Here is an 18,408-nt window from a genome sequence, read left to right on the forward strand (position 1 = left end):
CATGTCGGTGAGTGCAACCGTCAGCGGGGGAGCAGGAGTCGATCACCATGCCCGAACTTCGTACGCCCGTGCTCGTGGTCGGCGCCGGTCCGGCCGGCTGCGTGCTCGCGCTGGAGCTGGCCCATCACGGCGTACCGAGCATGGTGGTCGAACGCACCTCACGACCGCCCCGACATCCCGAGCTCAACCTGGTCAGCGGCCGCGGCATGGAGCTGCTGCGGCGGCTCGGGCTGGCCGAACGGCTCCGGGCCGTCGGCATCGACCCGGACAGCCCGCCCTCGGTGGTCTGGAGCCGGGCGATCGACCAGCCGCCGGTCCTGGTCACGCCGGTGCCCTCGGCCAACGAGCTCCGCCGGCGGTACGCCCGCGACACCAACGGCAGCGCGCCGGTCGAGCCGTACGTCCTGCTCTCGGGCTCCGATCTGGCCACCCGGCTGCGTGAGGTGGTCCGCGACCACCAGCTGATCGACCTGCGTGAGGGCTGGACCTTCACCGACCTGCGGCTCGAACCGGGCCGTACGGTCGCGACCGTGGTCGACGGCTCGGCCCGCACCCGTCACCTCATCGAGGCGGAATACCTGGCCGGCTGCGACGGCGCGCAGAGCACCGTGCGCCGCTGCCTCGGCGTCCCGCTGGAGGACGCGATCACGCCGGCCCATCACTGCACGGTCTATTTCCGCAGCGAGAGCCTGGCCCACCCGTTCCCGGCACCGTCCACGATCATCGCGGACGGGATGGCGCTGACCCGGCGCGGCGGCTCCGACCTGTGGATCGGCCACCTGCCGCTCGACCGGGGCGACACCGCGGTCACCGACCCGGTCGCGCTGCTGCAGCGCCGGCTCGGCATCAGCGTGGAAATCTCCCAGATCGAGGGCGTCACCCAATGGGATGAGGCGCTCGGCATCGCCCGCAACTACCAGCGCGGCACGGCGTACCTGGTGGGGCAGTCCGCGCACCGGTTCCATCCGCCGAGCGACACCGTGGACACCTGCCTCGGCGACGCGGTCGACCTGGGCTGGAAACTGGCCGCCGCGCTGCGCCGGTGGGGCGGGCCGGGCCTGCTGGGCAGCTACGAGGGCGAACGCCGGCAGCGGGCGGTGCTGGAACGGGAGATGCTGTCCCGCTCGCTGGAGGCCCGGTACCGATTCGGGCGTTTGGTCGCGTCCGGCGCATCCCGCGACGACCTGGCCGACGTTCTGCGCGACGAGCCGCCGCAGATGGACCCGGCCGGCATCGCGCCCAGCGGCGAGTACGCCACGTCGTCGGTCGTCTGGCGCGACAACCCGGCGCCGCCGGTGGCCACCACCCGGCCCGGCGCCCGGCTCCCGGCGGTCCGGCTCACCGGCGGCCGTCAGCTGTTCGACCTGCTTGGACCCCAGTTCACCCTGCTCGACCTCACCGAGCGGCAGGACGGCCGGTGCTTGGTGGAGGTCGCGCGCCGCCGGAAAATCCCGATGACCCACCTGAGCCTGACCGACGCCGCCCTGCGCGCCGACTGGCAGAGCCGGCTGCTTCTGGTGCGTCCCGACCAGCACGTCGCGTGGCGCGCGAACGAGCCACCGTCCGACTGGGACGGCGTGCTCGACGTAGTCACTGGGCATCGCCCCCAGGACCACGTGAACACGTGATGCGCGAAATGCCACCGCGCGGCCACGCTCGTCTGGCATCAGGAGGCGCCCCTGAGGCGCGGAGCCCAGCGGAAGAGGATCGACGGCGATGACGACGGCACCAGCGGCACCGATGGTCTTCGAGAGCTTCGACACCGTCGTGGGTGGATGGGTGGAGCGGCTCTCCGGAAACACCTCGCCACGCCGTAACCATTGGCAGACGAAGCTGATTTACTACCGCGCGGTCACCCAGGTGCTCGAGTCGATCCCGCGCCCCGCCCTGACCTGGAAGAACATCGTGGCGGCGGCCTGCCCGCGCGGCTGCCGCAGCACGTTCTACGAGGTCGCCGGCGCGCACGCGCGGCACCGCATGGTCGACGAGCTGATCAACGACGGCGGCTCCGACGCGATCCAGATCGCCCTGCGCTACCTGCGCCCGGACCCGGTCGAGCAGCTGATCGACGAGGCAAAAGTCTGGTCTTTCTGGCCCTACCGCCAGGAGCTTTTGCCCACCTTCGCCGCGACCACCCCCGCCGAGGCGGAGAGCCTGCTGGCGGAGAGCGTGGCCACCTGGGCGAGCCTGCACCCGGCGCTGGCGGCGGCCGTCGAGCACGCCCCACCGGCCTGCGCCGTGGAAGATCTCACCGTGATCCATCGTGGCCGGCTCTCCGGCACCCAGGCCGCCAATCGCCTCACCGAAGTGGTGCTGCACGGGGTATGACCCGGCCGGGCCGACCTGGGTCGGCCTGGCCTAGGTGAGACCGCGGAATCGCTCGGGGTCGAGCCAGTCGGAGCCGGTCGTGTCGACCGGGTAGCCCAGGATGCGCAGGCGCTGCGCGACCTGGTGCTGGAAGAGCGTGCGGGCGTCGTCCGAGTCCGCGTCGAGGCGTACCGTCTCGCGGCCGTCCAGATCGGGGATCGGGCCGACCGGGCCGACCTCGGTGAGGATCGTGCGGTCGGGCTCCAGGGCCAGCGCGCGGCCGGTGCGCATGAGCACCTCGGAGCCCTCGTCCGGCCGCAGCAGCACCAGCGCGCCCGGCCCGGCCGCGAAACCGGCCGCCAGCACCTCGTCGCGGTAGGGCGCCGGCTTGCCGGTACGCGCCACGATCTCCTCCCAGTCGAGCGGATGCAGATCGAGCGCGCGGAGCAGGCCGAACATGTCGGCGCGGGCTCGCTGGTCGCGGCCGTGGATGACGAAGATGTCGCGGCCGACGGGCTTCTTCGCGGCGGGCGTCTGGCGCGCCGTCGCCCGGCCGCCGGTCCAGAGCCAGGCCGGGGCGCTGAACGACTTGACCGTGACCTCGACGCGCTCGAACCCGTCCGCCGACAGGCCCGGATATCCCTCGACGACGACGTCCTTGTGCAGCCGGTCGGCGACCAGCGCGATCAGGTCGGTGTCGGGGTGATCGATCATCGCCCGGCGCAGCGGCGCGCTGTCCAGCAACCGTCCGATCTCGATGATCGCCTGGCCGCTGAACCCGATCGCCGACACCGTGAACGGGCCCGATCCGACCGACAGGCGCATCCGGATCACGTCCTCGGGGTGGCCGGTGTTGTCCGCCACCACCTGCGTCCGCCAGCCGTTCAGCAATTTCGGCAGCGCGACGTGGGCCGGCACCCGGGCCGGCAGCACGACCATCATGCCGTCGCCGGCCGGCTGCCGGTCGGTCTCGTGCGACGCGAGCCCGAGGTCGGCGAGCACCCGCTCGGCCATCGCCGCCACCCGGGCCTGCACCTCGCGCTGCGCCGGCGTCGTACGGGAGCTGTAGCTGACGACGTCGATGCCGAAGCCGACCCGGTACTCGACCTGCGGCTCCGCGTTCGGCCGCGGGTCGGGAAGGCGGTGCGTGGTGGTCACGACGTCGTGGACCCGGGTGGCGCGTTCCCGTACGGCCTCGAGATGCTCGACGTCGTCGTCCAACTGCTCGGCCAGCCAGTCGCCGAGCTGCTGGTCGGCCTGCAGCGGTTCGGGCAGCGACCGGCGCATGTTGGAGCGGGCGATGTCGACGCTGCGCCGCATGAGCCGCAGCGCGCTGATGGCGCCGGCCAGCTCGATCTCGTCCGAGGCGAGACCGGGCGCGAGGTCGGAGCTCTGAATCGGCCCGCCCGGGTCGGGGAGCAGGCCGCTGATCTCGTCGAGCCGGCCCGCCGCCCGCGCCCGCAGCCGATCCAGCTGCTGCCCGTCGCCGCGCACCCGGGCGTGATACCGGATCTTCGCGGAATGCATGAGGTACCGGCCCAGCGGCGGCAGGGACGTACCGCCGTCGCTCCACGCGAACTGGCTGAGCTCCACGTCCTCATCGAGGCCGGCCAACAAGATCAAACGCCGGGATGCGTACGTGCCGAAGCCCGTAACCTCCCACGCGGCGAAACCTTCCAGGGTGATCCCGGAGTCCCACCACTTGTCCGCGTCCTCGGGCCCCGCCGGCACCGCCGCTCGCAGATCGACGCCACTCGCGTCCGCGGTCTTGGCGAGGTAGACCGTCGCGCCGCCGAGCAGGGAAGCCGCGTCCTCGCCGCCGAGATCGCGCCACCACCGGGTGAACTCGAACCAGCCCGGCGGGATCGAGGCGGCGAGCCGCGGACGGGACTGCGGCACGGCGCCGGGCGCCGCGATGGCGAAGGAGAGATTCAGGACGTCGTGCTCGCGGCGGACGATCGCCTGGAACCGCACGGCCTGGTCCTGCAGCCCGGCCAGCGCGCCGTCGTTCACGCTCGCCGGGTCGTCCGGCAGGTCGTCGGGGAGCCCCGCCTCGGCGATCGGCTGCGTCATCTCGAGCTGATCCCGGCAGTTCGCCCACACCCGGCGGATGTCGGCCAGCGCCTCCGCGGCGTTCGGCCCGTCCAGCGGCGCGAACAGGTGCGCCACGAACTCCGGCTCAACGAGGCCGGCGACGGTCACGATCGCTTCCGTTCCGAGGTGAGCGAGTGCACCAGCGTGTTGCGCCGGTCGAGCACCGGCTGCGGCACGCCGGTCGCCGTCGTGCTGCCGATCCGCATGATCCGGACGGGGCCGCTGAGCTCCAGCTCCGCGACGGCGTTGCGCAGCTCACCGGCGTCCCGGGTGGCGTACGCGGTGTCGATCCGTTCCAGGAGCGCCGCGACGTGTTCCCAGCGCTGCGGGGTCAGCGTCCACAGCACGATGTCCTGGAGCGCGTTGACGGCGTCCTGGACGGTCTCGGCGTCCCAGCTCTCCGAGGGCTCCATGGCGGCACTGTAGCCAGCATCGAGCGCGGACACCCTCGGTCGATTCCATGACCCGTTCCGGGTCTCACGCGCCCGTCAAAGTGAACGCGCCCCAGAAGTACGGATGCGCGAACCGTGCCGACCGGTCGCCCATCAGCTCCGGATACGCGGCCCGTAACTCCTCGGAAGTCGCGCCGCGCAGCCATCGCTGCGCCTCGTTGAGCGCCCGCGCCGGCGACCGCCCACCCCGGCCGTGCAGCTCGTGAAACCTCGCCATGAGCAGCGCGGACGCCCGGTCGTCGACCTCCCAGTGCGACGCGACCACGCCGGCCAGTCCAAGTTGGAGCATGCCGCCGGGCAGACCGATCACCTCGTCCGGCAACTCGTGGCCGATCCGGTGGCTCTCGCACGAGGAGAGCACCGCCAGCCGCCGTACGCCGGCCGGCAGCCGCAGCAGATCGGAAAGGGTCAACTGTCCGTCGGTGAGCTGCAGCCGGCTGCGCAGGATGTTCTCCGGATCCGCGCGGCCGTGGCAGGCGAGATGCCACACCGAGTGCCGGGGAAGCTGCTCGAACACGTCGTCCGCGGTCGCGTGCGGCAGCACCGTGACCCGGGCGGATTGGTCCCGCCAGACCTCGGCGACCGCGTTCACCTCGGGCACGACGTACGCGAGCGCCTCGTCCGGTGCGGCCACCGCGACGACGGACGCGGTGGTGAGAGCGGCGGCACGCGCTTGAGACGTACGCAGGATGCGCGCGCTCGGCGCGTACCGGAAGTCGTTGCGGTCGGCCAGTCCCCGCCAGCGATACCCACCCCCGGGGTCGCGCACCGCCGCGATGTGCACCGGCAGCAGGCCCAGCAGTCCGACCGCGACGATGGTGACCAGCTCGCCCTCGCCCAGCCGCCGATCGAGCTCCGCCAGCCCGGATTCCCAGAGCCACGCGGCGAACCGCTCGACCCAGCCGCCGCCCTGCTGACCGTCCAGCTCATCGACCGCGTGCCGGACCGCGTCCCGGGTCAGCTCCGGCATCGCCACCGGCATCGGGTCGCTGTTCGCCCGCACGATCACCGCGTATCCGCCGGCGTCCGCCGCAGCCAGGTATACGACCGGACCCTCGACCGAGGCCCGCCGAATCTCCTCGAGATCGGTGCCGCCGCCGAGGCCGAGCGCGTCGATCTCCCGGCGTACGCGATCGAAGTCCGCGGCCGCCCGCTGCAGGCCCGAGGTGAAATCGTCGAATCCCGCCCGGCCACGTTCGGCCTGGTCCAGGGCGTGGACGGCATCGCGGAGCCGCCCGGCCAGCTCGGTGTGGCCGCCCTCGAGAAGCGCGCTCTCCACGGCCGGGTCGTTGCGCCCGGTGATCTCCCGCATCGCCACCGCGCGACCCTGCTCGAGCGCGACCGCCGCGCCCTCGGGGTCGCCGGCACGCAACAACCACCAGCCGGCCTCCTCGGCGCGAGCCTGCACCCGGGCCAGCAGCAGATCCTTCCGGCCGCGCTCGTAGTGCGGCCCGGCGGCGAGCGGAACGGCCGCCATCAGTGCCCGGTACGCCGGCGCGCACAATGCCGGGTCGCCAGTCGTCTCGGCCCAGGACACCCAGTCGCCGGCGACCTCGATGAGTCCCGTCGAGGTGCCCCGGAGATTCTCCCGATAGGCGCGGTCCCAGATCGCGGCGATCCGCTCGTCCGGACGCGGGCGGATGCCGAGAAGGTCGGCGGACGTGACCGCATACGCCAGCCCGGCCCACGCCTGCATCCGAACACCCGGCGTGCCGCGACGTGCCCGCCGGAACGCCCAGATCGCCCGGTGCACGTCCTGCGGCGTGGACGGCAGCTGCCGCTCCACCCGCGTCATCAGGATCGACCCGAGCGCCTGCTGCGAGTAGGCGCGGCGCCGGGCGGACAGGCCCGCCCTGGCCTGGCCCTCCACGCACAGTTCGATCGCCTCCTCGGCGGTCATCTCGTCGGTGTAATACGCCAGCTCGGCCAGCATCCCGGGCAACTGCGGAAGCTCTTTCACCAGCGCCGGAGTGGCGCGGGCGTATGCGCCCCGCAGGCTGCCGAGCGCGGCCGAGAGCAGGTGCTTCTCGGCGATCTCGTCGGCCGTGGCGAGCTGGGAGAGGTGGTAGTTGGCCTCGTGAAAGCACACGATCGCCTGGGTCTCGGCCTCGAGCGGGAGCCGGGCCGCCGCCCCGTACAGCACATGGAGGGCGCTGAGGTACCCGGTGGTGTCCTCGCTGCGGGTGTATTTCGCCTCCATGGCACCGACCAGATCGGCCGCCGCGCCGAACAGCTGCAGCACCTCGTCCTCGGGCAGCTCCGCCGACGCTTCCCGGAGCAGGTCGGTGGCGCGGGCCAGGTCGTCGGGCCGGCTCAGGTCCGCGGATCGCCGGATCAGCCCACGCGCCAGGGTGATCTTGTTGCCCTGCCGCTCGGCCTCCTCGATGAACAGATCGACGTCGGCGCCCGGCGCCATCTGTTTGACGGTGCGCAGCTGCTCGCGGGCGGACTTGCCGATATGACGTCGCAGCCACACGGCAATCGCCGCCGATGTCCCCGCGGTGATCGCCGCCGCCGGCCACGTCGGCAGGCCCGACCAGAACTGCACGATGCCGTACACCAGGGGCGCGCCACCGACCGCCGAGGTCAGGGCGAGCGCCCAGGTGCTGATCTGCTCGGTGCGGTAGTCGCCACCCAGCCGCACCATGAGCGCGATGCCGCCGACGAAGGTGGAGACCGCCGGGGTCAGACGCATCCAGAACGGGTGCCGGTGACCGGGAAACGCAAATCCCTGCGACCACCACACCACGAGTGCGGAGACCACCAGAATCGCCACCAGACCCGCCAGAAACACCCGGCGGAAGCGGCGTTGTGCCCGAACGGTCTTGGGTTGCGGCAAAACGAGCTGCATGCGGCCCTCCTCAAGGCCACACCGTGCCTCAGCCCACGCTCGCCGGTCATGGGCCCTTCCGGTCGCCTATCTGCCCGCTCGGCCGTCCCATTCCGAAACGCGCCTTCCTCCTTCGGAGGGGGCGGCCACCTGCCACAGGGAGCTGACCGGCATTGCTCTGAGTTTGTCGCCGAACGGCAGCGTCGAGGTGCCGGTATAGAGGACGACGCCGGCGATGAAGTCGTCGCCGAGGCGGTCGGCGAGCCGACGCAGCCCGCGGAAGTCGTCGGGTCCGACGGCCGAGGCCGCCTTGACCTCGACGCCGACAACCTGACCAGATCTGTTCTCGAGCACCGCGTCGACCTCGAACTTGCTCTGGTCCCGGTAGTGAAATAGCTCGGCTTGCTGCTCACACCAGGTGAGCTGACGGGACAGCTCGGACAGGACGAAGGTTTCCAGCAGCGGCCCGAACGGTGCACCAGGACGAAGCATTGACCGGGCGTCCACGGCCGTCTCGTTCGCGGCGATGCCCGGGTCGACGAAGATGAGTTTGGCGGCCGCCGTGGCACGGGTGCCGAGATTGCGCGACCATCCCGGGATTCGCTTGACGAGGAAGATCTCTTCCAAGGCCTGGAGGTATCGGGAGATCGTCGGCCGGGAGAGTCCGAGAGCGGATTCGAGCGAGTTGGCGGCGATGATGGTCGAGGATCTGGCGGCGAGCAGACGTACCAGTCTGCGCAACTCGCCCTTGTGCTGGATGTCGGAGAGCTGCCGGACATCGCGATCAACGAGCGCCTGGACGTAAGCGTCGAGGAACCGCTGCCGGCGGCGAGGGTCATTGCGGGATGTCGCTTCGGGAAGGCCGCCGCGCACAGTCCGGAAGGCGTACTCGGCGCGGGTCACGATCGACTCGTGCCGGAGGTCCGGGCCTAGCGCGAAGATGGCGTCGATGAAGCCATCCGGTTCGCCGTCCAATTCACCCTGGGAGAACGGCCACAGCTCGACGGTTTCCATCCTGCCCGGCAGCGCGTCGGGGGCGGCAACCATCCCGAACAGTCGCGACGAACCGGTGAGGAGATATCTCCCGGGCCTGGGATCTTCGTCCACGGACGCCTTGATGGCCAGCAGCAGCTCCGGAACGCGCTGGATCTCGTCGATGACCAGCAGGTCGGTCGAGTCGACGAAGCCGACCGGATCGGTGACCGCGGCTGCCCGATCCTGCGCTCGGTCGAGATCGCGACGCTCGGCGAGGCGGTCTCCGGCCACAATACGGACAAGGGTGCTCTTCCCGGATTGACGCGCCCCGCTGATCAGCACAACGCGGGTGTCCGCCAGCGCGGCGTCGACCTGCGCAGCAGCGTGACGTGGGATCAGGTGCGGTCCGGGCACACGTCATGATAACCAGCACGCGTTCGATTTGCGGCACTCTTACTTTCGATTTGCGGCGCTCTCATGTTCGATTTGCGGCTCGTTCCGCGTTCGATTTGCGGCTGGGGGCGGCGGGGCAGCGCGTACATCGATGTTGATGTTAAAAGATGGTCATGATTCCGTCCCTTGCCCGCGGGTTGTTCCGCGGCGCTCTGGTGCTGGCGTTCGCGGCCACCGTGACCGCGACCGGCGCCTCGGTGGCACAGGCCGCCGCCAGTCCCCGCCTTTCCCTCACCGCGCTCGCCTTCGAGAAGACGACGGTCGACGCCTCGTCCTCGTCGGTGGCCGACGATCTGACCTGGACCGTCAAGAACACCGACCCCGACGCGACCGGCCTGTACGGCAGCGTCACGTTCCGGATGCGCAGCAGCGTCACCGGGGCCTACGTCGGGCACGAGCGGGTGGTGACCTTCGAGTACGACAACACCTGCTGCAGCGGGGCGGAGTTCGTCTCCGGTACGCCGCAGGAGTCGACCTACCGGTACACCTTCGTGGTCCCACAGTGGTCGGACGCGGCGACCACCACGTGGGAGGTCACCAACGTGTCGGCCGGCTCGGGCGACCTCACGCTCTCGGTCGGCGCGACCAAGCTGGCGGCCTTCGACTCGAAGGTCGCGGCGACCACCGGCACGGACAACAGCGGTCCGAGCATCGAGCAGCTGAACCTCGTGCAGGACTACCCGGCCCGGCCCTACCTGTACGTCGGCGCCGGCCCGAACACGGTCCGCTACGACTTCTGGGTGCAGGATCAGCAGTCCGGCTTCTGGAAGGGCACGATCAAGCTGGCCGGGCCCGGCGGGCAGAGCATCACAACGTCCTTCACCTGGGAGTACGAGACCTACAGCACCGGCCTGAACTGCGGCAACGTCTCCGGCGGCGACATCTACTACATGGCCTGCAACGTCACCGTGACGCTGCCGGCCGACGCGGCCGCCGGTAGCTGGCGGGTGGCGCAGATGGTCGTCTTCAACAACGCGGGCGGCCGGTCGACGTACAAGAACCCGCAGTCGTCGCCGTTCACGGTGACCTCGAACGCGGTGGTGAGCGCGGCCAACTTCGCGATCACCCCGACCGAGGTCGACAACTGGCGGCAGACGGCCACCGGCACGATGAGCTTCGACGTGGCCGGCCTGCGCAAGGGCCTGTCGTCGGTCGGCGTCGACTTCGACACCTTCAGCTGCTACGCGTCCGGGAGCCCGACCCTCGCCGGCGGCACGGTCACACTGGCGTTCACCATGTACTCGCGGACCGCGAGCTGCACGGTGACCGGCCTCGCGATCGTGGACGGCGCCGGAGACGTCGCCCTCTACGGCACGAAGTACGGCGCCCCGAGCCCCGGACTGACCGTTCGCCAGAAGCCGGACACCACCCCGCCGGTCGTGACCGGCGCTTCCCTCGACGTCACGTCGATCCCGGTCAGCCAGATCGGCCAGATGTCGATCAACCTCACCATCCAGGCCGAGATCCTGACGGCGCCGATCAACGGCATCTCGCTGTACCTGTACGACAGCGAGGGCACTCCGACGCAGCTGTCCTTCGGCGGAACGAGCCAGGGCGCCGACGGCACCGTCCGTACCTGGATCGACCTGCCCTGGTGGGAGCCGATCGCCCCCGGCACGTACACGATCGGCTTCCAGCTGAGCGACGAGGGACGCCTGACCAGCAACTGGGACATGCCGGACCGCGCCGACTCGCACGCCGTCCCGGGCGGCCCGCTGACCCTGACCATCACCGAGGACTGACGCGACACCTTGACAGAGTTGGCTAATGCCATTAGCTTTTAGCTAACGGACTTAGCCAACTCTGGAGGTTGTCATGACCGAGTACCTCAAAGTCAAAGACGGCACCATCGCGTACGAGGTGACGGGCGCTGGGCCGCTCGTCGTTCTCGCCCACGGCATGGGCGACAGTCGCGAGGCGTACCGCTTCGTCACCCCGGCGCTGGTCGAGGCCGGATACCGCGTCGTCGCCGTCGACTTGCGCGGCTGCGGCGAGTCCAGCGTCGGGTGGGCTTCTTACACGCGTACGGACATCGCGGGTGACCTGATCGCTCTGCTGAACCACCTCCGTGGGCCGGCGGTGCTGGTCGGCCACTCGATCTCGGGCGGCGCGGCCACCATCGCCGCCGCCCGGGCGCCCGAGCTGGTCACCGCGGTGGTCGAGCTGGCGCCGTTCACCCGCAAGCAGACGATCTCGCTCGGCGGCCTGCGGGTGACCCGCTACCGCCGCGGCATGCTCCGCCTGCTCGGCACCGGCCTGTTCGGCAGCGTCCCGCTCTGGAGGAAGTACCTGGACGTCGCCTACCCCGGCCCGCGACCGGCGGACTGGGACGAGCGCCTCGACCAGATCGACCGGATGATGCGCGAGCCCGGCCGGATGAAGGCCATGCAGATGATGGGCCGGTCCGCTCCGGTCGACGCCGGCGCCCAACTGGGCAACGTGCAGAGCCCGGTGCTGGTCGTCGAGGGCACGCTCGACCCCGACTGGGTGTCGCCGCAGGCCGAGGGCGAGGCGATCGTGGCCGCGCTGCCGTCCGGCCGGGGGCGCCTTGAGATGATTTCCGGTGCGGGCCACTACCCGCACGTCCAGTTCCCCACCCAGGTGGTCACGCTGATGCTGTCGTTCCTGGAGTCGGTCCGTGCCTAGGGCGGGCCTCGACCCGGCCTCGGTCGTCGCGGCCGGCGCGGCGCTCGCCGACGAGGTCGGCTTCGCGGGCCTGACCATGGGCCTGCTCGCCGAGCGGGTCGGCGTGCGGACGCCGTCGCTCTACAAGCACATCGCCAACCAGGACGACCTGAACCGCCGGATCGCGGCGCTAGCCCTGGCCGAGGCGGCCGATGCGGTCGGTGCTGCCATCCAGGGGTACGCCGGCCGGGACGCGCTGGCCGCCGCGGCCCGGGCGTTCCGCGACTTCGTGCTCACCCACCCGGGCCGGTACGCGGCCACCATCGGCGTCGAGCCGACCGGCCCGGACGACCCGATCGCGGTCGCTGGCGAGCGCCTGCTGGGTTCCTTCACTGCGGTGCTCCGGGCGTACCCCATAGGTCTTGAGGAAATGAATCACGCGCTGCGGGCCCTGCGCAGTTTCTTCCACGGTTTCGCGACGCTGCAGTCCGGACACGCCTTCCAATGGTCGGCCGACGTCGACGACAGCTTCGAGTGGCTCATCGCCCTCGTCGACCGCGGCCTGCGCAGCACCCCAGTGGCGGGCTAGGGCATCTCGCCCTTGGTGTGCAGGACCTGGCGGGCCTGCTCGGCGGCGCGGATGATGCTCTCGCCGACGTAGTCCATGAAGCGGGCGATGCTTTCCAGGCGGACGCCGGCCGGAGTGTCGGAGCCGAGGACGCTGACGCCCTGCCGCGCGGTCTCGGCGAGCTTGGCGTTGGCGTGGCCACTGGCGATCATCGACTGGTACCACACATCGTCGCCGACGACGTAGCGCTCACGGCGGCGCTCGTCGCGCTCCCGGGCGATGAGGCCCTGGCTTTCCAGGAACGCGATCGCTTTGGAGACCGACGCCGGGCTGACCTGAAGGCGCTGGACCAGCTCGGTCGCGGTGAGGCTGCCCGCGTCGCTGATGAAGAGGCAGGTCAGGACCCGGGACATCATCTTGGGCAGCCCCTGCTGCATGAGCAGGGTGGTGAACAGTTCCTCGTAGTCCCGCACGGCCTCGGGGTCTCGCCCCTGGACCGGCGCGGGCGACTCCCCACTCCGCGGCGCGGCCGGCCGGCGCCGGTGGGCACGCCGCTCGGTGGCGCGATGGGCCAGGTCGGCGCGGTAGGCGGTAGGCCCGCCGTTCCGCATCACCTCGCGCGTGACCGTCGAAGTAGGGCGATCGAGGCGGCGGGCAATCTCCGCGTACGCGTCGCCGTCGGACAGCCCCAGCGCGATCTGCTGGCGCTCCTGCTGGGTGAGCCTGCCTCCCGGCATCGCGATCTCCCTCCGCTTTCCCTGAGCGCCCAGCATAGCCCGCCCCCCACGCCCAATGCAACGCTACCGTTGCGTTAGATCCCAGTCGGTTGCAACGATTATTACTTGGTTACCTGCGGATCTGCCTTTCGTGTGCAACAAGAACGTTACCCTTACTTCGAACGCAACGTAGCGTTTTTGGCGTTGGAAACAACTAGCGCCGAAGGAGAGCACGATGCCGAAGTTCGACACCCCCACCCCGATCGCCGCCGTCCTCGACATCCCCGCGGGCCGCGTCCAGCGCCGAGCTCCGCACCGACGGCCGCCTCGGCGACGTCGCCTTCGACGGCGCGAACGGCGAGATCGGCGAGATCGAGCTGGACGAGGCCGCAAGCCTCCGCCTTACCGCCCTCGCCCGTCGGCCGCCCTGGACGCCGGCACCTCCTACGGCCGCATCCACAACGCCCTCAAGAACACCGAAGGCACCCCCGACCTGGACATCCACGCCACCACCGCGTACGGCAACATCACCGCCCGCAGCCTCTGAGGAGCGCCGCACAGGCCGGGCGACGGGCCTGAACGTTCGAATACCTGCGTATTTGCAGAAGTCTTCAAGTCGCACAGCTCTCTCCGAACAAATATCCCAACCTGCGAACGGCACTCGCCGGACGGAATGTGCGAGGTGGGGATGTCGGGAGGGGCGATCCTCGGCGGACGTCACCGAATAGGTCGGGGAGTCGGAGATGGCTCAGATGCTCTGCCAGCGCTTCCAAGCGGGGCAGTCCTGGCGCGGCAACGACTTGACCGCCGGCGGCTACCTCGCCGCGGACCACTGCGCGGTCGTCGCGCTGCCGTCGGAACGTCACACCAACGAGCACGTCGTTCGGCACGGGTATGCGGTGGAGCTCAGACCCCACGGCCAGTGGTTCTTCTTCCACGACATCGCCCCGGCCACGGCGTTCGGCCGATCCGCTTGCATGTCACCGGAATGCATCCTCTACGGCATCTATCGAGCCGCGCACGAGATGCTGTACTGCGCGATCCACGAGGAGGACGAGCGGGTCCTGCACGTGGCCGGCGACCGCATCGACTGGATCCCCGGCGAGGCGGAGCATCTGGAGCGTTTCGTGCGGGGCGTACGGGAGGAATTTCTCAACCGGGGCGACCTTCCCCCGTCGCCCACGTCCTTCCGAGCGAAGTCCACATCGTCGTCCGAGCCCGGCCCCGCGTGGGCCGCCGCCGACGCTTTCCGCCGCGGCCCGGCCATCGACCCCTAAGAGGCCGGAACACCGTCCCGGCCTCTTCTCGCGTCAGGTCACCCCCGGCGAGACCGGCGGCGCCGGATGGCCATCAGCAGGCCGACGATGGAGATCAGCGCGGCTGCCGCCTCGGCGATCGCGGAGGGGATCTTGCCAGCCGGCTGCCACGAGTTCTCGTAGAGGTTCGGCAGTGGGCCCAGCTGACCCACATTCACGTACGTGTAGAGCGTGACCGCTATCGCCGCGCTGCCCGCCACCAGCAACGACAGCAGCCAGGTGATGATGGCGGGCCGGATCAGCAGGAGCACCGCCACCACGATCGCGACCACCGCCTGAATCCGGAACAACGTGCCCTCGCTCATCACCGAGGACTTGAAGCTGTCGTAGTTCGAGGCGTAGCGCAGGTGGACGTAGGCGTCGATGCCGAGCAGCACGGCAGTGATCAGCGCGAGCAGCCGCTCGCCGGCGGTGACGCCGGCGCGGGCGGTGGTGGCATGGACAGCGGGTGTGTGGGAAGCGTGATCGGTCATCGTCCGGACTCCTTCGTACGGTCGTCCCTCCTCCTCCTAACCTCGTCCGTACGAGTCCGGTTCACAATGCGGACCCGTGAGATCAGCGGACGGTGCGGAAGAACTGGCGGAGGTCGGCGACGAGCAGGTCGGGAGCGTCCTGGGTGGCGAAGTGGCTGCCGCGGTCGTACACGTTCCAGGAGACGATGTTGGCGTGGTCGCGTTCGGCGAACGTTCGCATGGACTGGTAGTCCCAGGCGAAGTTGGCCAGCCCGAGCGGCACGGTCGTCGGCTCCGGGGTGGTGGTGCCGCGGCCGTTCGACTTCTGGGTGGCCGGCGCGGTGGCGGCGTCCTCGTAGTAGAAGCGGGCCGCTGAGGCCGCCGTGTTGGTCAGCCAGAACAGCGTCACGTTGGTGAGCACGAAGTCCGGGTCCAGGTTCGGGCCGAGCAGCTGGGCGTGCCAGCCGAGCAGGCCGGCCGGCGAGTCGGCCAGGGCGTGGGCCAGGTTCTGCGGCTCGGTGGACTGCAGCTTGTCGTACGCGCCGCGGTTCTGGACGAACCACTCGGCGAAGGCGAGCTTGCCCCGATCCTCCTCGGACAGTTTGTCGAGTTCGGCGGGGTCGCCGGACGGGAACGAGAAGACCTGGGTGACGTGTACGCCCCGGACGTGCTCCGGGTCGGCCCGGCCCACCTCCGGGGAGACGAGCGAACCGCCGTCATTGCCGGCCGCGCCGTACCGGTCGTAGCCGAGGCGGCGCATCAGCTCGGCCCAGGCCCGGCCCACCCGGTAGCGGTCCCAGCCGCGCTCGCGGGTCGGCCCGGACAGGCCGAAGCCCGGCACCGAGGGGATGACCAGGTGGAACGCATCGGCCGGGTCGCCGCCGTGTGATCGCGGGTCGGTGAGCGGGCCGATCACGTCGAGCCACTCGACGATCGTGGTCGGCCAGCCGTGGGTCAGGATCAGCGGGGTGGCGTCCGGCTCCGGCGAACGCACGTGCAGGAAATGCACCGTCTGCCCGTCGATCTCGGTGGTGAACTGCGGGTAGGCGTTGATCTTCGCCTCCCAGGCGCGCCAGTCGTAGCCGCCGCGCCACCGCTCGACGAGCCGCTTGACGTATCCCACCGGCACGCCGTACTCCCAGCCGGGTGGAACCGGCCCGGGGGCCGCGGGCGCGTCGGGCGCGGGGAGTTCCTCCGCCCACCGGGTGCGGGCCAGCCGCCGCTGCAGGTCGTCGAGATCGGCCTGCGGGACATCGATCCGGTACGGGGTGATCGTGCTGTTGTCCGTCATGAGAATGAGGCTAGGAGGGTATTAGGCAAGGTCCGTTCCTAATGGGCTGGCAGACTCCGAGGAATGTTGGAAACCTCCGCGCGGCTGTTGCGCCTGCTCTCCCTCCTTCAGGCGGCCCGCGAGTGGACCGGCACCGAGCTGGCCGAACGGCTGTCGGTCAGCACCCGCACCGTCCGCAACGACGTGGACCGGCTACGCAATCTGGGCTATCCGGTGCACGGCACGCGCGGCGCGGTGGGCGGTTACCGGCTCGGCGCGGGCGCCGCACTGCCACCGCTGCTGCTCGACGACGAGGAGGCGGTCGCGGTGGCGATCGGCCTGCGCACGGCGGCCGGCGGCACGATCACCGGGGTCGAGGAGACCTCGCTGCGGGCACTGGCCAAACTCGAGCAGGTGTTGCCGAGCCGGTTGCGGCGCCGAGTCAGCGCCCTGCAGCGGTACGCCAACGCGGTGCCCCGGGACGAGCCCGGCCCCCGGGTGGACGCGGAGACGCTGAGCACGCTCGCCGCCGCCTGCCGCGACCACGAGCGGGTGCGGTTCGACTACCGCCGCCATGACGGGTCGGAGAGCCGGCGCGAGGTCGAGCCGTACCGCCTGGTGGTGTGGGGCCGGCGGTGGTACCTGGTGAGCTTCGACGTGCAGCGGGCCGACTGGCGGACGTTCCGGGTGGACCGGCTCAGCCCGCGTACTCCGGCCGGACCGCGGTTCGCGCCGCGCGAACTGCCGGAGGAGGCGGTCGACCAGGTGCGGCGCGGCGTGTCGTCAGCCGCGTGGCAGTACCGGGCCCGAGTCGTCGTGCACGTCTCGGCCCAGCGGCTCGCCGAGCGGATCAACCCGGCGGTCGGCACGATCGTCGCCATCGACGAGACCCGGTGCGTGCTGGACACCGGGGCGGAAAGCATGGAGGCGCTCGCCGTACGCCTGGGCCTGCTCGATTGTGAATTCACCGTGACTGAGCCGGCCGAGCTGGTCGAGCAGCTTCGGGTCCTGGCCGGTCGCTATCAGCGCGCGACGGTGGCACCCTCTCAATAGACCCAGCGCAGCGCGGCCGCGATGGTCGGCGGATCCTGGTCGCGTAGCCGGTCCGCCTCGGCGCGACGGACGGCCACCACGGCGTCGAAAAGCGCGTCACCCATCGCCTCGCGCAACATCGGCGTACCGGCGAATGCGTTTGTTGCGTTGTCCAAGGTGGTGGGCAGCCGGGGGATGCCGGGAAGGTGTACCGGATCGCCGGTGATCGGCTCGGGCAGCGGCCTGCCGGCGGCGAGGCCGTCGCGCACCGCCGCGACCAGCGCGCCGACCAGCAGATACGGGTTCGCCGCCAGGTCGAAGCACTTCACCTCGAGGTTGGCCGCGCCCGGTCGCCCGGTCGTGCCCGGTATGAACCGCAGTGCCGCCTCCCGGGTCTCCACACCCCAGCAGGCGAAGGCGCCGGCCCAATGCGACGGCACCAGCCGCAGGTAGCTCGCCGGCGTGGGCGCGCCGACCGCGAGCAGGGCGGGCAGGTGCGCGAGGATGCCGGCCGCGGCAAATCCACCGTCGGAGTGGGGGAAGCCGTCGAAGAGGTTGCTGCCGTTCCGCCATGCGGAGAGGTGGATATGTCCGCCGTTGCCGACCGTGCCGGCGACCACCGAGGGCGCGAACGAGACGCGCAGGCCGTGCCGCTGCGTGACGGCCCGGATCGTCTGACGCACCAGGACGCTGTCGTCGGCGGCACGGACCGGGTCGGCCGCCGCGATCGAGACCTCGAACTGCCCGGCCGCGTACTCGGGATGCAGCTGGTCGACGACGACGCCCTGATCCTCCAGCGCGACCAACACGTCGCGGCAATAGTCGCTCAGCTCGACAAGCCGGGTCATCCCGTACGCCGGGCCGCGGCAGGCCGGGAGGAAGTCGTCATCGTCGCGTCCGGCCGCCCACTCGATCTCGATCGCCATCCGGAAGGTGACGCCGTCGGCCGCCGCGAGCTCGGTCATCCTTCGGGCGAAGCCGCGCTGGTCGGCGATCCACGGCTCACCGTCCTGGGTGAACCGGTCGGCCGGCGCCCAGGCCCAGCCCGGTTGCGCCGCCAGCGCGACCAGCCGGTCGAGATCGGGCCGGAGCCGCAGGTCGCCGTCCGGGCTGCCGAGCTTGTCGGTACTGGTGATCGAGTCATCGGCCAGGAAGGTGTCGAAGACCGGGGACATGCCGACGCCCCAGCGCACCGCGTCATCCAGCCGTGACAGCGGGACGGTCTTGACGCGGTTGATGCCGGCCGTATCGACATACGAAAGAATGACACCGCGGACCCCGCGGTCGTGCAGCTGGTTCCCGTCAAACACGGTTTCCT

Annotated in this window: 16 protein-coding genes; 8 read left to right on the forward strand and 8 right to left on the reverse strand. The window is 70.7% G+C overall.

Annotated features, from left to right (window positions below; all coding sequences use genetic code 11):
* The first annotated feature begins 11 nt into the window (after positions 1-11).
* Positions 12-1,628: an FAD-dependent monooxygenase gene (locus A3CQ_RS0111160; RefSeq protein ID WP_245577171.1), complete on the forward strand. Its 1,617-nt coding sequence runs from the start codon at positions 12-14 to the stop codon at positions 1,626-1,628.
* A gap of 88 nt (positions 1,629-1,716) precedes the next feature.
* Positions 1,717-2,328: a hypothetical protein gene (locus tag A3CQ_RS0111165; protein ID WP_245577173.1), complete on the forward strand. Its 612-nt coding sequence runs from the start codon at positions 1,717-1,719 to the stop codon at positions 2,326-2,328.
* Positions 2,329-2,358: 30 nt separating this feature from the next.
* Here A3CQ_RS0111165 and A3CQ_RS57255 read toward each other — a convergent pair whose 3' ends face one another.
* From A3CQ_RS57255 to A3CQ_RS0111185, 4 genes are all read right to left on the reverse strand, one after another.
* On the reverse strand, positions 2,359-4,509 hold the full coding sequence (locus A3CQ_RS57255; RefSeq protein WP_020511023.1) for a CATRA conflict system CASPASE/TPR repeat-associated protein: 2,151 nt from the start codon (positions 4,507-4,509) through the stop codon (positions 2,359-2,361).
* The gene (locus A3CQ_RS0111175; RefSeq protein WP_026205555.1) at positions 4,506-4,814 is read right to left on the reverse strand and encodes a CATRA system-associated protein; all 309 of its coding nucleotides are present in this window, start codon (positions 4,812-4,814) and stop codon (positions 4,506-4,508) included. Before A3CQ_RS0111175 ends, A3CQ_RS57255 begins: the two co-directional genes overlap by 4 nt.
* Before the next feature lie 64 nt (positions 4,815-4,878).
* A complete protein-coding gene (locus tag A3CQ_RS0111180; protein ID WP_026205556.1) occupies positions 4,879-7,704 on the reverse strand; it encodes a CHAT domain-containing protein in 2,826 nt (941 codons plus the stop codon).
* A 66-nt stretch (positions 7,705-7,770) separates the two neighbouring features.
* Positions 7,771-9,072 (reverse strand): ATP-binding protein, encoded by a 1,302-nt coding sequence (locus tag A3CQ_RS0111185; protein ID WP_026205557.1) that lies wholly within the window; start codon positions 9,070-9,072, stop codon positions 7,771-7,773.
* A gap of 152 nt (positions 9,073-9,224) precedes the next feature.
* On the opposite strand from A3CQ_RS0111185, the gene A3CQ_RS0111190 reads away from it, so the two are divergent.
* The 3 genes from A3CQ_RS0111190 (at position 9,225) to A3CQ_RS0111200 (ending at position 12,325) form a co-directional block, all read left to right on the forward strand.
* On the forward strand, positions 9,225-10,853 hold the full coding sequence (locus tag A3CQ_RS0111190; protein WP_157295704.1) for a hypothetical protein: 1,629 nt from the start codon (positions 9,225-9,227) through the stop codon (positions 10,851-10,853).
* A gap of 73 nt (positions 10,854-10,926) precedes the next feature.
* Complete coding sequence (locus A3CQ_RS0111195; RefSeq protein WP_020511027.1) at positions 10,927-11,757, forward strand: alpha/beta fold hydrolase; 831 nt, start codon at positions 10,927-10,929, stop codon at positions 11,755-11,757.
* Positions 11,750-12,325 (forward strand): TetR/AcrR family transcriptional regulator, encoded by a 576-nt coding sequence (locus A3CQ_RS0111200; RefSeq protein ID WP_020511028.1) that lies wholly within the window; start codon positions 11,750-11,752, stop codon positions 12,323-12,325. Before A3CQ_RS0111195 ends, A3CQ_RS0111200 begins: the two co-directional genes overlap by 8 nt.
* On the opposite strand, the gene A3CQ_RS0111205 is transcribed toward A3CQ_RS0111200, so the two are convergent.
* Positions 12,322-13,041 carry a helix-turn-helix domain-containing protein gene (locus A3CQ_RS0111205; RefSeq protein ID WP_020511029.1) on the reverse strand — a complete coding sequence of 240 codons (720 nt, stop codon included), beginning with the start codon at positions 13,039-13,041 and terminating at the stop codon, positions 12,322-12,324. The two genes, A3CQ_RS0111200 and A3CQ_RS0111205, sit on opposite strands and share 4 nt — an antisense overlap.
* Before the next feature lie 214 nt (positions 13,042-13,255).
* On the opposite strand from A3CQ_RS0111205, the gene A3CQ_RS58895 reads away from it, so the two are divergent.
* Positions 13,256-13,567 (forward strand): hypothetical protein, encoded by a 312-nt coding sequence (locus A3CQ_RS58895; RefSeq protein WP_211216539.1) that lies wholly within the window; start codon positions 13,256-13,258, stop codon positions 13,565-13,567.
* Between the two features lie 196 nt (positions 13,568-13,763).
* Positions 13,764-14,297: a hypothetical protein gene (locus A3CQ_RS0111210; protein WP_026205559.1), complete on the forward strand. Its 534-nt coding sequence runs from the start codon at positions 13,764-13,766 to the stop codon at positions 14,295-14,297.
* A gap of 38 nt (positions 14,298-14,335) precedes the next feature.
* Here the strand turns inward: A3CQ_RS0111210 and A3CQ_RS0111215 are convergent, their stop codons facing one another.
* The gene (locus A3CQ_RS0111215; RefSeq protein ID WP_020511031.1) at positions 14,336-14,809 is read right to left on the reverse strand and encodes a hypothetical protein; all 474 of its coding nucleotides are present in this window, start codon (positions 14,807-14,809) and stop codon (positions 14,336-14,338) included.
* Between the two features lie 82 nt (positions 14,810-14,891).
* Positions 14,892-16,079 (reverse strand): epoxide hydrolase family protein, encoded by a 1,188-nt coding sequence (locus A3CQ_RS0111220; RefSeq protein ID WP_020511032.1) that lies wholly within the window; start codon positions 16,077-16,079, stop codon positions 14,892-14,894.
* 63 nt (positions 16,080-16,142) lie between these two features.
* Here A3CQ_RS0111220 and A3CQ_RS0111225 point away from each other — a divergent pair, with 63 nt between their 5' ends.
* Positions 16,143-17,111, forward strand: coding sequence for a helix-turn-helix transcriptional regulator (locus tag A3CQ_RS0111225; protein ID WP_020511033.1), 969 nt, complete (start codon positions 16,143-16,145; stop codon positions 17,109-17,111).
* Here A3CQ_RS0111225 and A3CQ_RS0111230 read toward each other — a convergent pair.
* Positions 17,105-18,400, reverse strand: coding sequence for a glutamine synthetase family protein (locus A3CQ_RS0111230; RefSeq protein ID WP_020511034.1), 1,296 nt, complete (start codon positions 18,398-18,400; stop codon positions 17,105-17,107). The genes A3CQ_RS0111225 and A3CQ_RS0111230 overlap by 7 nt on opposite strands.
* Positions 18,401-18,408 lie beyond the last annotated feature (8 nt).

Source organism: Paractinoplanes globisporus DSM 43857 (assembly GCF_000379645.1).
GTDB lineage: Bacteria > Actinomycetota > Actinomycetes > Mycobacteriales > Micromonosporaceae > Actinoplanes > Actinoplanes globisporus.

Coding starts and splice junctions, on each gene's coding strand:
- A3CQ_RS0111165 (WP_245577173.1), top strand. CDS start 1,717: ATGACGACGGCACCAGCGGCACCGATGGTCTTCGAGAGCTTCGACACC.
- A3CQ_RS0111175 (WP_026205555.1), bottom strand. CDS start 4,814: ATGGAGCCCTCGGAGAGCTGGGACGCCGAGACCGTCCAGGACGCCGTC.
- A3CQ_RS0111180 (WP_026205556.1), bottom strand. CDS start 7,704: ATGCAGCTCGTTTTGCCGCAACCCAAGACCGTTCGGGCACAACGCCGC.
- A3CQ_RS0111190 (WP_157295704.1), top strand. CDS start 9,225: ATGATTCCGTCCCTTGCCCGCGGGTTGTTCCGCGGCGCTCTGGTGCTG.
- A3CQ_RS0111195 (WP_020511027.1), top strand. CDS start 10,927: ATGACCGAGTACCTCAAAGTCAAAGACGGCACCATCGCGTACGAGGTG.
- A3CQ_RS0111205 (WP_020511029.1), bottom strand. CDS start 13,041: ATGCCGGGAGGCAGGCTCACCCAGCAGGAGCGCCAGCAGATCGCGCTG.
- A3CQ_RS58895 (WP_211216539.1), top strand. CDS start 13,256: ATGCCGAAGTTCGACACCCCCACCCCGATCGCCGCCGTCCTCGACATC.
- A3CQ_RS0111210 (WP_026205559.1), top strand. CDS start 13,764: ATGGCTCAGATGCTCTGCCAGCGCTTCCAAGCGGGGCAGTCCTGGCGC.
- A3CQ_RS0111215 (WP_020511031.1), bottom strand. CDS start 14,809: ATGACCGATCACGCTTCCCACACACCCGCTGTCCATGCCACCACCGCC.
- A3CQ_RS0111220 (WP_020511032.1), bottom strand. CDS start 16,079: ATGACGGACAACAGCACGATCACCCCGTACCGGATCGATGTCCCGCAG.
- A3CQ_RS0111225 (WP_020511033.1), top strand. CDS start 16,143: ATGTTGGAAACCTCCGCGCGGCTGTTGCGCCTGCTCTCCCTCCTTCAG.